The following is a 14,168-nucleotide window of genomic DNA, read 5'->3' as shown; positions in this document are numbered from 1 at the left end:
GCGGTGATGTCAGGACCAGCGGGAGCTCTCCTCCTCCCTGCTCCCGCCGGACACTTGGCCCAGATACGCCGGTCCTCTCCTCCTCCCTGGACCCGCGTTAGATGACGGCGGCGCTCTCTCCTCCTCCCTGAGCGCCGCCGTTTTCATTTTCAGGACATCTGATTGGGAAGAAGGGGGGCGCTGCCCCCTCGGTCGCGCTGCGCGCGCCCTCACCCCCAGAGTACTTTCAGCCTGGTGATGATGCAGGCGGGACGGTGCCCGGCCGGGCGCCCTCCCTCTCCGACAGGAGCGTGCCACGCCCTTCACGGAGAAGGCGGGTGCCCTTCCGCCCAGCCCCATGTGCATCACCAGGCTGAAAATACTCCGGGGGTGAATTGAGACCGGGAGGGCTCAAGAGGGGGCAGAGCCCCCTGCCCCCGTTGCGCAGCGCGTCTTCACAGCATCAAGAGAGTGACGAAATTGCCAGCGCCGCCGCGAAGCGCACCCCGGCACGGCGAAGCGTGCCTGGGGCCCTGCCTCAGAAAGGCACGTCGTCTGGGTTCGAGACGAATTTCGCCACGACCTTCTTCACGCCGGCCTTGTCGAATGCGATCTCGAGCTTGTCGCCCTCGACGCCGATGATCTCGCCGTAGCCGAATTTCTGGTGGAAGACGCGCTCGCCCACCGTGTGGGAGGAGGTCGCCGTCATGTCGATGACCTGGGCGCGGCTCTCGCGGGGCTGGCTGACCGGGCGATTGCCGGCGCGGGCCTGCATGCGCTGCCAGCCGGGGGAGTTGTAGACATTGGCCTCGGTCATGCGCTTTTCCATGCCAGACTGCACCGAGCCCCCCGAGGCCGCGCCGAATCCGCCGCCATAGAGGCCCGGTGGGGTCAGCACCTCGACATCCTCTTCCGACAGCTCGTCGATGAAGCGCGAGGGCAGCTGGCTTTGCCACTGGCCGAAGACGCGGCGATTGCCGGCGAAGGAGATGGTGCAGAGCTCTTCGGCACGGGTGATGCCCACGTAAGCCAGGCGGCGCTCTTCCTCGAGGCCCTTGAGGCCCGATTCGTCCATCGAGCGCTGCGAGGGGAAGAGCCCGTCTTCCCAGCCCGGCAGGAAGACCACGGGGAATTCCAGCCCCTTGGCCGCGTGCAGGGTCATGATCGAGACCTTGGGCTCGGCGTCGTCGTTGCGCTCATTGTCCATGATCAGCGCAACGTGCTCGAGGAAGCCCTGAAGATTGTCGAAGTTCTCCAGCGCCTTGACCAGTTCCTTGAGGTTCTCCAGCCGGCCCGGCGCTTCGGGCGTCTTGTCGTTCTGCCACATCTCGGTGTAGCCGGATTCGTCGAGGATCTGTTCGGCCAGCTCGATGTGGCCGAAGGGCGCCTGGGGGCGGTCCTCGTCGATGATGACGTCATCCTCGTCGGCCAGTGTGGCGGCTGTCGTATGCAGGCGGGCCACTTCGTGCCAGCGGTCGATCTGGTCGATGAACCGCGACAGCTGCGCCGCGCCCTTGCCAGTAAGCCCCTGATCCTGCAGCAGGATACGGGCACCATCCAGCAAGGACGTGCCATTTGCCCGTGCTGCGACCTGGATCTTCTGCTGCGCCTTGTCGCCGAGGCCACGCTTGGGCTGGTTGACGATCCGCTCGAAGGCGAGGTCATCGGCGGGCGAGGTCACCAGGCGGAAATAGGCCATGGCATCGCGAATCTCGAGCCGCTCGTAGAAGCGCGGGCCGCCGATGACGCGATAGGGCAGGCCGATGGTCAGGAAACGATCCTCGAAGGCGCGCATCTGGTGGCTGGCGCGGACGAGAATCGCCATGTCGTCCCCGGTATAGGGGCTGAGGCCACGGGTGCCCTTCTCCAGCGCCTCGATCTCGTCGCCGATCCAGCGGGCCTCCTCGTCGCCATCCCAATGGCCGATCAGGCGCAGCTTCTCGCCCTCGGGCTTGTCGGTCCAGAGCGTCTTGCCCAGGCGATTCTCGTTCCCCGAGATCACCGAGGAGGCGGCAGCGAGGATATGCGGGGTCGACCGGTAGTTCTGTTCCAGCCGCACGGTCTTGGCGCCGGGAAAGTCCTTTTCGAAGCGCAGGATGTTGCCCACCTCGGCGCCGCGCCAGCCGTAGATCGACTGGTCGTCGTCACCGACGCAGCAGATGTTCTTGTGCGCCCCGGCCAGCAGGCGCAGCCAGAGGTACTGCGCCACGTTGGTATCCTGGTACTCGTCCACTAGTATGTACTTGAACCAGCGCTGGTACTGTTCCAGCACGTCGGGGTGGGCCTGGAAGATGGTCACCACGTGCAGCAGCAGGTCGCCGAAATCGACCGCGTTCAGCTCGCGCAGGCGATGCTGGTATTGTTCGTACAGCTCGGTGCCACGGTTGTTGAAGGCCGTCGCCTCGCCCGAGGGCACCTTTGCCGGCGTCCAGGCCCGGTTCTTCCAGGCGTCGATCAGATTGGCCAGCTGCCGCGCCGGCCAGCGCTTTTCGTCGATGTTGTTGGCCAGGATCAGCTGCTTCAGCAGGCGGATCTGGTCGTCGGTATCCAGGATGGTGAAGTTGGATTTCAGCCCTGCAAGCTCTGCATGGCGACGCAGCAGCTTGACGCAGATGGCGTGGAAGGTGCCCAGCCAGGGCATGCCCTCCACCGCGCCGCCCAGCAGACGCTCGACCCGGGTCTTCATCTCCCGTGCGGCCTTGTTGGTGAAGGTCACCGAGAGAATCTCGTTCGGGCGGGCGCGCCCCGTCGACAGCAGGTGCACGATGCGCGAGGTCAGCGCCTTGGTCTTGCCCGTCCCGGCGCCCGCCAGCATCAGCACCGGGCCGTCCAGGGCCTCGACCGCTTCGCGTTGCGCGGGGTTCAGGTCGTCAAGGTAGGTGGTCGGACGCGCGCCCTGCATGGCGCGCTGCGACAGTGGCGTGCGGACGGGCTGGCTGGCCGCCTCGAAGGCGTCATCTTCGGAATAACTGCTCATGGGCGCAGAATAGCGAGTTCGCGCGGCGAGGGAAAGAGACGTTCCCATTCCGTTCCGCTGGTTCGCGAACTGGCGCCTGTCCTTGTGCAATCAAGCTATTCGCTGAGCGGGATAATTGTTCATGCAAATTATATTCGCTGTTGCGCTGCGCTGCGGCATCGCGTTTCCTGTTAACCAGGGCGGAGCGACCGTCGACCAATAGCCTGCATTCAGGGAGCAGACATGGCCGAATTCCAGAAGATTCTCATTGCAAACCGGGGCGAGATCGCCATTCGGATCATGCGCGCGGCAAACGAGATGGGCAAGAAGACCGTCGCCGTCTATGCCGAGGAGGACAAGCTGGGGCTGCACCGCTTCAAGGCCGACGAGGCCTATCGGATCGGCGAAGGGCTGGGCCCGGTCGCGGCCTATCTCTCGATCCCCGAGATCATCCGGGTGGCCAAGCTCTCGGGCGCCGATGCGATCCATCCCGGCTACGGCCTGCTGTCCGAGAATCCCGAATTCGTCGATGCCTGCGATGCGGCGGGCATCACCTTCATCGGTCCCAAGGCGGCCACCATGCGCGCCCTCGGCGACAAGGCAAGCGCACGCAAGGTCGCCGTCGAGGCCGGCGTGCCGGTGATCCCGGCGACCGAGGTGCTGGGCGATGACTTCGACGCCATCACCAGGGACGCCGCCGAGATCGGCTATCCGCTGATGCTGAAAGCCTCCTGGGGCGGCGGCGGGCGCGGGATGCGCCCGATCAACGGCCCAGAAGAGCTGAAGGAAAAGGTGCTGGAAGGCCGGCGCGAGGCCGAAGCCGCCTTCGGCAACGGCGAGGGCTACCTTGAGAAGATGATCACCCGCGCCCGCCACGTCGAGGTGCAGATCCTCGGCGACAAGCAGGGCAACATCTACCACCTTTACGAGCGCGACTGCTCGGTCCAGCGGCGCAACCAGAAGGTGGTCGAGCGCGCCCCTGCCCCCTATCTCTCGGAAGCGCAGCGCGAGGAGATCTGTGAGCTAGGCCGCAAGATCTGCGCCCATGTGAACTACGAATGCGCCGGCACGGTCGAGTTCCTGATGGATATGGAGACCGGCAAGTTCTACTTCATCGAGGTCAACCCCCGCGTGCAGGTCGAGCACACGGTGACCGAAGAGGTCACCGGCATCGACATCGTGCAGGCCCAGATCATGATCGCCGAGGGCAAGAGCCTTGCGGAAGCCACCGGCAAGGCCAGCCAGTACGACGTGCGTCTGACCGGCCATGCACTGCAGACCCGGATCACCACCGAGGACCCGCAGAACAACTTCATCCCCGACTACGGCCGGATCTCGGCCTACCGCACCGCCACCGGCATGGGCATCCGCCTCGATGGCGGCACGGCCTATGCCGGCGGGGTGATCACCCGCTACTACGACTCTCTTCTGGTCAAGGTCACCGCCAAGGCGCAGACCCCCGAAAAGGCCATCGCCCGTATGGACCGCGCCCTGCGCGAGTTCCGCATCCGCGGCGTCAGCACCAATATCGCCTTCGTGCAGAACCTGCTGAAGCATCCGACCTTCCTCAGCAACCAGTACTCGACCAAGTTCATCGACACGACGCCCGAGCTCTTCGATTTCCGCACCCCCGCCGACCGCGGCACCAAGGTGCTGACCTATATCGCCGACGTGACAGTCAACGGGCACCCCGAAACCAAGGGCCGCGCCGGTCTGCCGGAGGGCTTCAAGCTGCCCAATCCGCCCAGCCATGGCCCCGAGGCACCCCCGGGCACCAAGACGCTGCTGGACGAGAAGGGCCCCAAGGCGGTTGCCGACTGGATGCTGGCGCAGAAGCCGCTGCTGATCACCGACACCACGATGCGCGACGGCCACCAGAGCCTACTGGCCACCCGGATGCGCTCGATCGACATGATCAAGGCAGCACCCTCCTATGCGGCGAACCTGCCGCAGCTTTTCAGCCTCGAGTGCTGGGGCGGGGCGACCTTCGACGTGGCCTTCCGCTTCCTGCAGGAAGATCCCTGGAAGCGCCTGAAGGACATCCGCGCCGCCTGCCCCAACATCCTGACGCAGATGCTGCTGCGCGGCTCCAACGGGGTGGGCTACACCAACTACCCCGACAACGTGGTGCAGAGCTTCGTCAAGCAGGCCGCCGCCTCGGGCATGGATGTCTTCCGCGTCTTCGACAGCCTGAACTGGGTCGAGAACATGCGCGTCGCCATGGATGCCGTGGTCGAGACCGGCAAGATCTGCGAGGGCACGGTCTGCTACACCGGCGATATCCTGAACCCCGACCGCGCCAAGTACGACCTGAAGTACTATGTCGGCATGGCCAAGGAGCTCGAGGCCGCGGGCGCCCATATCCTTGGCCTGAAGGACATGGCCGGGCTGATGAAACCCTCTGCCGCGCGGGTTCTGATCAAGGCGCTGAAGGAGGAGATCGCGATCCCGATCCACTTCCACACCCATGACACCAGCGGCATAGCCGGCGCCACGATCCTGGCTGCGGCCGAAATGGGCGTGGATGCGGCGGATGCGGCAATGGACAGCTTTTCGGGCAATACCTCGCAGCCGACCCTTGGCTCGATCGTCGAGGCGCTGATGCATACCGACCGCGACACTGGCCTCGACATCGAGGAAATCCGGCGGATGTCGGACTACTGGGAAGCCGTGCGCAGCCAGTACGTCGCCTTCGAGAGCGGCATGCAGGCCCCGGCCTCCGAGGTCTACCTGCACGAGATGCCCGGCGGCCAGTTCACCAACCTCAAGGCGCAGGCGCGCTCCATGGGGCTGGAAGAGCGCTGGCACGAGGTCGCCCATACCTATGCCCAGGTGAACCAGATGTTCGGCGACATCGTGAAGGTCACGCCCTCGTCCAAGGTGGTCGGCGACATGGCCCTGATGATGGTCTCCCAGGGGATCAGCCGCGAAGAGGTCGAAGACCCCAAGCGTGACATCTCCTTCCCCGACAGCGTCATCGACATGATGCGCGGCAACCTCGGCCAGCCTCCGGGCGGCTTCCCCCCCGCGCTGGTCAAGAAGGTGCTGAAGGGCGAGAAGCCCAATACCGAACGCCCCGGCAAGCACCTGCCCCCGGTCGACTTCGACGCGGTCCGCGCCGAGATCTCGCGGAAGCTGGGCGGGGCCGAGGTAGATGACGAGGACCTGAACTCCTACCTGATGTACCCCAAGGTCTTCCTCGACTACGCCGCCCGGCACGAGGCCTATGGCCCGGTGCGCACCCTTCCCACCAAGACCTTCTTCTACGGCATGGAACAGGGAGAGGAGATCTCGGCCGAGATCGACCCCGGCAAGACCCTGGAAATCCGCCTGCAGGCCGTCGGGGAAACCCATGAGGACGGCGAGGCGCGGGTCTTCTTCGAGCTGAACGGCCAGCCCCGGGTGATCCGGGTGCCCGACCGCTCGGTCACCGGCGGCGCGGCGGCACGCGCCAAGGCCGATCCCGCCAATGCCGCCCATGTCGCCGCCCCGATGCCCGGCGTCGTCGCCTCCATCGGCGTGACGGCAGGCCAGCAGGTCAAGCAGGGCGACCTGATCCTGACCATCGAGGCGATGAAGATGGAGACCGGCCTGCACGCCGACCGCGACGGGGCGATCAAGGCGGTGCATGTCACTCCCGGCGCCCAGATCGATGCCAAGGACCTGCTGGTCGAATACGAGGACTGACCTTTTCCCGGTGTGCGGGGCCCACCTCGCACACCGCCGCCCGGCAAGCTGCGCCTGCCCCCCGGGCAAAGGCCGCGCCACGCCGCAGACGCCCCGCCCCTGCTCGCCCGATGGCGGAAGATACTGCGGGGGGACTCGACATCCGGCGACCGGGGGCAGAGCCCCCTCTACCTTTCCATTGTCGCCATCCGGCGACGTAGGGCAGAGCCACTGTGACCTGTCCATTTGTCGCCATCCGGCGACGGAGGGCAGAGCCCCCGTGACCCGTCCATTTGTCGCCATCCGGCGACGGAGGGCAGAGCCCCCGTGGCCTGTCCATTGTCGCCATCCGGCGACAGGGAGGCGGGGCCCCGGCGACCTCATCCGTGCCTCTGCGCGAGGATGGCGACACGCCTTCCTCATCGCTTGCTCGTCGCCCTCAGGAGAGGGCGAGCGGGGTCCCCTCGCCTTTTCGATGCTCCGGAAGGAATGAGGGGGCCATGCCCCTTCCCCGGGCCTCAGTCGGCCTTGCGCTCTTCGGCGGCTTTCTTCATCCGCGCCAGCAGCTCTTCCTTGCTGGCCCGGCCCTTCTGCGGCGCGTCGCGCTCTCCGCCCTTCGGCTTGTGGCGCGGCGTGCCCTTGTGGGGCTTGGCCCCGCCCATCTTCGAATAATCCATGACCCGATCCTTTCACCGGTGATGCGCGCTCCTGCCCCGGAATGGCCGCGCGGGCAAGGGATTGCCGCCATGACCGGAAGAACGCTAGGACTGCGTTAACCTTGGTTAACGACGAGAGACGGTGCCCATGCGCCTCCCCATGCGACTCCTGCTGCCGATTGCCCTCCTGCTGGCCCTCCTCCTACCGCTTGCCGCCCCGGCGGCGGAGCTCTCGGGACGGGCGCGGATCATCGACGGGGACACACTGGAAATCCGGGGACAGGTGGTGCGGCTGCTGGATATCGACGCGCCCGAAAGCGGCCAGGACTGCCACGGCGCCCCCTGCGGCCGGGCGGCGACGCAATACCTGCAAAAGCTCACCCGGCAAGGCACCGTCCGCTGCCACGGTTCCGAGCGGGACGCCTACGACCGCCTGCTGGCGCGCTGCGAGGTGAAGGGGGGCGATATCGGGGCCGCCATGGTGCTGGCGGGCCAGGCGGTGGCCTACCGGCGCTACGGGCTGGCCTATGTCGACCAGGAGAAGGTGGCCCGCATCGAGGGGCGCGGCCTCTGGGCCGGGGGCACACCGGTGATGCCCTGGGACTACCGCGCCGGACGCTGGCAGCAGGCCTCTTCCGCTGTGCCGACCCCGGAAGGCTGCCCGATCAAGGGCAATATCAACACCAAGGGCGAGCGGATCTACCACACGCCCTATTCCGAGCACTACGACCGCACCCGCATCTCGACCGCCAAGGGCGAGCGCTGGTTCTGCAGCGAGGCCGAGGCCCTGGCCGCCGGCTGGCGGGCGCCGCGCCGCTAGGCCCGCGCCTGGCTGGCCGCCGGTCCCGGCCCGTCCCTGCCCTCTGCGGTCTGTTCCGCCACCTTGGCGATCTGGCCGCGCAGGCGGCGCAGCACGCGCAGGGTGTTCAGGTAGTCCTCTTCACCGATCCCGCTGTCGCGCGCGATGCATCCCGGCACCTTCGCCGCCTCGGCCGCTCGCGCCCGTCCGGTCTCGGTCAGCGTGATCACCACCCGACGCTCATCCTCTGTCGAGCGCAGCCGCTGCAACAGCCCGGCGGCCTGCATCCGCTTCAGCAGCGGCGAGAGGGTGTTGCTCTCCATTCCCAGGGCGGTGCCCAGTTCGCCCACCCCCTGCCCGTCGCGCTGATGCAGCGACAGCAGGACCAGGAACTGCGGATAGGTCAGAGACAGCCTGTCGAGATAGGGCGCATAGAGGCGGATGAACCCATGCGAGGCCGCGTAGAGATTGAAGCAGATCAGCGCCTCTGCGGGCGAGGTCGGCGAAGAGCTGTCCATGTCCATCTCCCGAAGGGCGGCGCCAGGGGGCGCGGCAACAGGCGGCCAAGATAAATCGCGCACGATCTTATCACAAGACTTGAAAGCCGGGTAGATCAGGACAATATATCGCACACGATAGAATCGCACTCGTCACACAGGAGATCGAAATGTCCATTGCCCCGCTCTACACCACCCGCTCCACCGCGACCGGCGGCCGCGAGGGCCGCGCCGCCTCCGAGGACGGCGCCCTGTCGGTTGCCCTCGTCACCCCCCGCGAACTGGGCGGGGCCGGCGGTGACGGCACCAACCCGGAACAGCTTTTCGCCACTGGCTACGCGGCCTGTTTCCTCTCGGCACTGAAGGCCGTGGCCCGGATGCAGAAGAAGACCGTTCCCGACACGGCGACCGCCACCGCCGAGGTCGGCATCGGCAAGCGCGATGACGGCGGCTTCGAGCTGAAGGTGGCACTGAGTGTCGACCTGCCTGGCGTCGATCCGGAAGAGGCCGATGCGCTGATCGCCGCCGCGCATCAGGTCTGCCCCTACAGCCACGCGACGCGCGGCAATATCGAGGTGACGGTCGGGCGCGCCTGACGGGCCTACCATCCCCGGCCTCGGCGGATTGGCGGATGACAGACCGCCGCCGCCGGGGCACAAGGGACCATGCAGATCCGCCCCGAGACACCCGAAGACCCGCCGCGCATCGACCGGCTGACCCGGCTGGCCTTTGCCTCGGCCCCTCATGCCGCCGGCACCGAGGCCGCGATCGTCCGCCAGCTGCGCCGTGACGGCGCGCTCTGCCTGTCTCTGGTCGCCGAAGAGGACGCGGGCCATTTGCTGGGCCATGTCGCCTTTTCGCCCCTGCGGATCGGGGAGACCCCGGGCGACTGGTACGGCCTCGGCCCGCTCTCGGTCCTGCCCGCGCGGCAGCGCCAGGGCATCGGCCGCGCCCTGGTAGCCGAGGGGTTGCACCGGCTGCGCACCCTCGGTGCCGCGGGCTGCGCCCTGATCGGTGACCCGCGGGTCTACGGCCCCATGGGCTTCGTCGCTGGCCCCGGGCTCAACTACGGCGGACTTGACCCGGCCTACATCCAGTACCATCCGCTGCAGGGGATCACGCCCCGGGGCGCCCTGCACTTCGCCCCCGCCTTCGACACGACCGAGCCAAGCTGACCCAAGGGACAGTAGCCCGCGCGCCCATGATCCGTTAACCTTTCCCGGGAAACCGCCAACGGGAGGGGGAGGCGGAAGATGCGTGGGAAGCTCTGGCTGATCGTTGCGGGCATCGTCCTGCTCAGCGCCTTTCTGGACCTGTTCGACCCTGACAGGGGCGCCATGCCCCTTGCCCTGCCCGAGCTCGCCGGACTGGTCGATCCGGACAAGGCGGCGCGTGTCGCACCGCAATCTGCCGCCCTGCCGGCCCCGGGCCGCACGCTTGTCGTCACCGCCAGCAGCCTGAGGATGCGCGCCGGTCCCGGCACCGGATCGGCGGTGATCGGCGCCCTGGCGCAGGGCCACCGGGTCACGGTGCTGGAACAGCGCGACGGCTGGGCACGGGTCGCGGCGGCAACGCCGCAGGGCTCGGCCTGGGTCTCGGCCCGCTACCTCGCCCCCGCGCCCTCCGGTCAACCGACGAAACTGGCCGCCCCCGCCCCGCCGAAGCGCCAGACCGCCGCGCCAAGCAGCGCCGAGATCACCCGCGCGCGGCAGGCGATCATCCGGCAGAGCATCGCCGCCTACCCCGGTTCCTGCCCCTGCCCCTACAACGTGGATCGCGGCGGGCGGCGCTGCGGCGGGCGCTCTGCCTGGTCCCGCCCCGGCGGCTATGCCCCGGTCTGCTACGACAGCGACATCAGCGAAGCGCGGCTGGCAAGCTATTTCGCCCGCCTGCGCGGGGCGGTGAACTGAGCGCAGGCCGCCCCCGCGGCCCGTCCCGGAATTTTCCGCCGATCCGCCGAATTTTCCTCTTGCAGCCGCCGGGCCGTCTTTGTACATCGTGCCTCACCAAAACGGTGCGGGCGTAGCTCAGGGGTAGAGCATTACCTTGCCAAGGTAAGGGTCGGGCGTTCGAATCGCCTCGCCCGCTCCAATTTGGGCCTTCATCGGCAGAGATGCCTCTGAAGGAAATACCTCGGACGAAAGTCCATCGCCAAGGAAGCGGGCGTAGCTCAGGGGTAGAGCATTACCTTGCCAAGGTAAGGGTCGGGCGTTCGAATCGCCTCGCCCGCTCCAACTTTCCCTCATCGGAAGCAGATCACGACCCTCACGGTGATCGTCTGACTGCGCGTCGAGGTACGGCTGCGCGGCTGTCGCAAAACCTTCACCTGCCAGCCCCTTAACATTGGCCAGAGCGCCAATTACACCGCCGGAAACGCAACCGGGGGCGCCATGTCCGTCACGATCCGCGATCTGCGCAAGAGCTTCGGCGCCCATGCGGCGGTGAACGGAATCTCGGTCGAGATCCCGCAGGGCGCCTTCTTCACCGTGCTTGGCCCCTCGGGCTGCGGCAAGTCCACCCTGCTGCGACTGATCGCCGGGCTGGAGCTGCCGGATGCCGGGCAGATCGCGCTGAACCAGACCCCCGTGTCGGGGCCCGGCCATCACGTACCGCCCGAGGATCGCGACGTCGGCGTCGTCTTCCAGACCTATGCGCTCTGGCCGCACATGGATGTGACCGGCAATGTCGCCTTCCCGCTGGAATGCGAGGGGATGGGCCGCCGCCAGGCCCGCGAGGCCGCAGCCGAACACCTGCGCACCGTCTCTCTGACCGAATTCGGGCACCGGCGCCCGGCGGAACTCTCCGGCGGGCAGCGCCAGCGGGTAGCCCTGGCGCGCTGCCTGGCCGGAGGCGCCGGGGTCGTACTGATGGATGAACCGCTGGCCAACCTCGACCCGCACCTGCGCCACCGGATGGAGGAAGAACTGGCCGCCTTCCACGAGACCTCGGGGGCGACGGTGGTCTACATCACCCATGACCAGCGCGAGGCCATGGCCCTGGCAACCCAGGTCGCGGTGATGGAAGACGGCCGCTTCGCCCAGGTCGGCACCCCGGAAGACCTGCACGACAGGCCCGCCTGCGAACATGTCGCGCGATTCATCGGGCGGGCTGCGGTGCTGCCGGTGCAGATTGCCAGTGACAGCGCCGACCTCGGACCGCTGCGCGCGCCGCTGCTGGCAGGCGCCGGCCGTCGCGACGGCCCCGGAAAGGTCGTCATCCGCCCCGCGAAGCTGCGGCCCACCGATCCCGGCAGCCCCGGCACGCTGACCGCGACTCTTTCGCGCGCCACCTATCGCGGCGGCACATGGGAAGCCCTCGCCGAGGTCCCCGGCCTGGCAGAGCCCCTGCCGCTGCAAAGCCCCAGGCGCCTGCGCCGGGGCGAGCGCCTCGGCCTCTGCGTCTCGCCGCTCTGGGCCCTGCCGGACGGCGGCGCGCCCGCGCCGTGACGCAGCGACAAAGGTGACACCCCCGGCGCCGCGTGCCACTCCTTCCGCAAGGACATGCAACGGGAGGAAACCATGCCCCTGCCCCAGACACTTTCGAACCTGCGCCTGCCGCTGATCGGCAGCCCGCTGTTCATCATCTCGAACCCCGACCTGGTGATCGCCCAGTGCAAGGCCGGCATCGTCGGCTCGTTCCCGGCGCTGAACGCCCGCGAACAGCCCGGCGACCCGATCGAGCTGGACCGCTGGCTGGTGCGGATCAAGGAAGAGCTGGACCGCCACAACCAGGCCAACCCCGACAGCCCCGCCGCGCCCTATGCGGTCAACCAGATCGTGCACAAGTCCAACACCCGGCTCGAGCGCGACGTCGAGATCTGCGCCAAGCACGAGGTTCCGGTCTGGATCACCTCGCTCGGCGCCCGTCCCGAGGTGAACGAGGCCGCCCATTCCACCGGCGGCATCGTGCTGCACGACGTGATCAACGACCGCTTCGCCCGCAAGGCCATCGAGAAGGGCGCCGACGGGCTGATCGCCGTGGCCGCCGGGGCCGGAGGCCATGCCGGGGCGCTGTCGCCCTTCGCGCTGGTTCAGGAGATCCGCGCCTGGTTCGACGGCCCCCTCTTCCTGTCCGGCGCCATCGCGCGCGGGGACAGCCTGCTGGCGGCGCTGGCCATGGGCGCGGACGGCGGCTATGCCGGCTCGGCCTTCATCGCCACCGAGGAAGCCAACGCCCAGGGCGCCTATAAGCAGATGATCGCCGATTGCGGCGCCTCGGATATCGTCTATTCCAATCTCTTTACCGGCGTATGGGGAAATTACCTCAAGCCGTCGATTGCCGCCGCCGGTCTCGATCCCGAGTCGCTCGAAATCTCGGACCCGTCGAAAATGGATTTCGGAGCGGCGAAGCCGAAAAGCTGGAAAGAAATCTGGGGATCCGGACAGGGCATCGGCGCCGTTACCAAGGTGCAGCCTGCGGCGCGGCTGGTCGACCAGCTCGAGGCAGAGTTCCTTGCCGCCCAGGAACGCCTGGCAAGGCAGCTTGGATGGTCGCGCGCCTGATCGCCCCCTTGGCGGGGTGGCTGGAAATTTCAGCAGCAGGCCCGGGCTTTAGCCAATGACATTTTTGTCATGACCCCGCGGCAACGCCCCTGACAACTGCAAAGCCCCTTTCGGAATTGGCCCGCCCTGCATTGTCAGCGGCGGGCCTTTCATTGTTGCAACGGCGTTTTGTCAGTTCGTGGGGTTTCCCCGACGGCAATTCCAGAATAAAGCGAACGTCAGCCTGCAGGATAGGTCGTAATGTCTGACGAGTCTGAAGTCTTTCCGGTGCGACAATGTCGCTTCAGCTTAATCAGCAATACAATTCTCCGGCGGCATCGCGGTGACGATCATCCGATTCTCGAATCGCCGCACAGGGACATTGACTGAGGGACAGATGGCAGACTGGAACGGGGAGATCGCCTCTCGCGAGGAGCTGCGGGAAAGGAAACGGCGTGCCGCCTTGAGGGTGGCATCGCGTCTGTTCAACGAGAAGGGCTATCACGCCACTTCGCTCGACGAGATCGCCGACTGCATCGGCGTGACGAAGACCGCACTTTATTACTACTTCCGCAACAAGGAAGAGCTGCTCTTCGAGTGCATCGAGCTGAGCCTGAATGCCGGAGACCGGGCCCGCGAGGCTGCGCCGGCCGACGGTCCCGCGCTCGAGCGGTTCCGGGCCTTCTACCTGCGCTTCCTGACCGAGGTCATGCGCGATGGCGGCAGCTACACGACCATGGTCAACATGCGGGCCCTGCCCTCGGCCATGCAGGAACGCGCGGCACAGCGGCGCGACGGGCTGCGCGACCATATCGCCGGACTGCTCGACGCGGCCATGGCTGAAGGCTCGGTCCGACCGCTCGACAGCGCCGCGACGGCCAGCTTCCTGATCACCGCGATCAACTGGCTGGTGGCCTATCCGCAGGAATTCCCGACCCCGCCGCTGGACCCCGAGCAAGAGGCCCGGGCCTTCCTCGACCAGCTGCTCTACGGGATTTCGCTGCGCTAGCGGCGGGGCCTGCCCTAGTTGGTGATCAGTGAATAGGAGCTGTCCGCCGGTCCGCGGTTGTGCACCTCGACGGTGAAGACCTCGGACCGGGCGGGTCGCCATCCACAGTAGGCGATGGCACTGAT

Annotated in this window: 11 protein-coding genes and 2 tRNA genes; 10 read left to right on the top strand and 3 right to left on the bottom strand. The window is 67.2% G+C overall.

The window, feature by feature from the left end; genetic code table 11:
• Nucleotides 1–517: 517 nt before the first annotated feature.
• Nucleotides 518–2,956: an ATP-dependent helicase gene (locus OS124_RS0112865; RefSeq protein ID WP_010140088.1), complete on the bottom strand. Its 2,439-nt coding sequence runs from the start codon at nucleotides 2,954–2,956 to the stop codon at nucleotides 518–520.
• Nucleotides 2,957–3,178: 222 nt separating this feature from the next.
• Here OS124_RS0112865 and OS124_RS0112860 point away from each other — a divergent pair, with 222 nt between their 5' ends.
• Nucleotides 3,179–6,622, top strand: coding sequence for a pyruvate carboxylase (locus tag OS124_RS0112860; RefSeq protein ID WP_010140086.1), 3,444 nt, complete (start codon nucleotides 3,179–3,181; stop codon nucleotides 6,620–6,622).
• Between the two features lie 497 nt (nucleotides 6,623–7,119).
• Here the strand turns inward: OS124_RS0112860 and OS124_RS27480 are convergent, their stop codons facing one another.
• Entirely contained in the window at nucleotides 7,120–7,278 is a 159-nt protein-coding gene (locus tag OS124_RS27480) for a hypothetical protein (protein ID WP_168161467.1), read from the bottom strand.
• Nucleotides 7,279–7,405: 127 nt separating this feature from the next.
• Between OS124_RS27480 and OS124_RS0112850 the strand changes: the two genes are divergently transcribed.
• On the top strand, nucleotides 7,406–8,077 hold the full coding sequence (locus OS124_RS0112850; protein ID WP_010140085.1) for a thermonuclease family protein: 672 nt from the start codon (nucleotides 7,406–7,408) through the stop codon (nucleotides 8,075–8,077).
• Here the strand turns inward: OS124_RS0112850 and OS124_RS24565 are convergent.
• Nucleotides 8,074–8,574: a MarR family winged helix-turn-helix transcriptional regulator gene (locus OS124_RS24565; RefSeq protein WP_010140084.1), complete on the bottom strand. Its 501-nt coding sequence runs from the start codon at nucleotides 8,572–8,574 to the stop codon at nucleotides 8,074–8,076. The genes OS124_RS0112850 and OS124_RS24565 overlap by 4 nt on opposite strands.
• Before the next feature lie 149 nt (nucleotides 8,575–8,723).
• On the opposite strand from OS124_RS24565, the gene OS124_RS0112840 reads away from it, so the two are divergent.
• From OS124_RS0112840 to OS124_RS0112805, 8 genes are all read left to right on the top strand, one after another.
• Complete coding sequence (locus OS124_RS0112840; protein WP_010140083.1) at nucleotides 8,724–9,149, top strand: organic hydroperoxide resistance protein; 426 nt, start codon at nucleotides 8,724–8,726, stop codon at nucleotides 9,147–9,149.
• A gap of 69 nt (nucleotides 9,150–9,218) precedes the next feature.
• Complete coding sequence (locus tag OS124_RS0112835; protein WP_010140082.1) at nucleotides 9,219–9,728, top strand: GNAT family N-acetyltransferase; 510 nt, start codon at nucleotides 9,219–9,221, stop codon at nucleotides 9,726–9,728.
• A 78-nt stretch (nucleotides 9,729–9,806) separates the two neighbouring features.
• Entirely contained in the window at nucleotides 9,807–10,463 is a 657-nt protein-coding gene (locus OS124_RS26585) for an SH3 domain-containing protein (RefSeq protein WP_010140081.1), read from the top strand.
• A 106-nt stretch (nucleotides 10,464–10,569) separates the two neighbouring features.
• A tRNA-Gly gene (locus OS124_RS0112825) sits at nucleotides 10,570–10,644 on the top strand.
• Between the two features lie 68 nt (nucleotides 10,645–10,712).
• Nucleotides 10,713–10,787 (top strand) — tRNA-Gly (locus OS124_RS0112820).
• Between the two features lie 156 nt (nucleotides 10,788–10,943).
• Nucleotides 10,944–11,999 carry an ABC transporter ATP-binding protein gene (locus OS124_RS0112815; RefSeq protein WP_010140080.1) on the top strand — a complete coding sequence of 352 codons (1,056 nt, stop codon included), beginning with the start codon at nucleotides 10,944–10,946 and terminating at the stop codon, nucleotides 11,997–11,999.
• Nucleotides 12,000–12,071: 72 nt separating this feature from the next.
• Entirely contained in the window at nucleotides 12,072–13,055 is a 984-nt protein-coding gene (locus OS124_RS0112810; protein ID WP_010140079.1) for an NAD(P)H-dependent flavin oxidoreductase, read from the top strand.
• Nucleotides 13,056–13,431: 376 nt separating this feature from the next.
• Nucleotides 13,432–14,043 carry a TetR/AcrR family transcriptional regulator gene (locus OS124_RS0112805; protein WP_010140078.1) on the top strand — a complete coding sequence of 204 codons (612 nt, stop codon included), beginning with the start codon at nucleotides 13,432–13,434 and terminating at the stop codon, nucleotides 14,041–14,043.
• The last annotated feature ends 125 nt before the right edge of the window (nucleotides 14,044–14,168 follow it).

This window comes from Oceanicola sp. S124, assembly GCF_000220565.1.
Lineage (GTDB): Bacteria > Pseudomonadota > Alphaproteobacteria > Rhodobacterales > Rhodobacteraceae > Pseudooceanicola.
Note: the sequence above shows the minus strand (reverse complement) of the source record. Positions and strands in the feature narration are given on the sequence as shown.

Bases quoted from the DNA above. Each gene is read 5' to 3' on its own strand.
- OS124_RS0112865 (WP_010140088.1), bottom strand. From the start codon at position 2,956: ATGAGCAGTTATTCCGAAGATGACGCCTTCGAGGCGGCCAGCCAGCCC.
- OS124_RS0112860 (WP_010140086.1), top strand. From the start codon at position 3,179: ATGGCCGAATTCCAGAAGATTCTCATTGCAAACCGGGGCGAGATCGCC.
- OS124_RS27480 (WP_168161467.1), bottom strand. From the start codon at position 7,278: ATGGATTATTCGAAGATGGGCGGGGCCAAGCCCCACAAGGGCACGCCG.
- OS124_RS0112850 (WP_010140085.1), top strand. From the start codon at position 7,406: ATGCGCCTCCCCATGCGACTCCTGCTGCCGATTGCCCTCCTGCTGGCC.
- OS124_RS24565 (WP_010140084.1), bottom strand. From the start codon at position 8,574: ATGGACAGCTCTTCGCCGACCTCGCCCGCAGAGGCGCTGATCTGCTTC.
- OS124_RS0112840 (WP_010140083.1), top strand. From the start codon at position 8,724: ATGTCCATTGCCCCGCTCTACACCACCCGCTCCACCGCGACCGGCGGC.
- OS124_RS0112835 (WP_010140082.1), top strand. From the start codon at position 9,219: ATGCAGATCCGCCCCGAGACACCCGAAGACCCGCCGCGCATCGACCGG.
- OS124_RS26585 (WP_010140081.1), top strand. From the start codon at position 9,807: ATGCGTGGGAAGCTCTGGCTGATCGTTGCGGGCATCGTCCTGCTCAGC.
- OS124_RS0112815 (WP_010140080.1), top strand. From the start codon at position 10,944: ATGTCCGTCACGATCCGCGATCTGCGCAAGAGCTTCGGCGCCCATGCG.
- OS124_RS0112810 (WP_010140079.1), top strand. From the start codon at position 12,072: ATGCCCCTGCCCCAGACACTTTCGAACCTGCGCCTGCCGCTGATCGGC.
- OS124_RS0112805 (WP_010140078.1), top strand. From the start codon at position 13,432: ATGGCAGACTGGAACGGGGAGATCGCCTCTCGCGAGGAGCTGCGGGAA.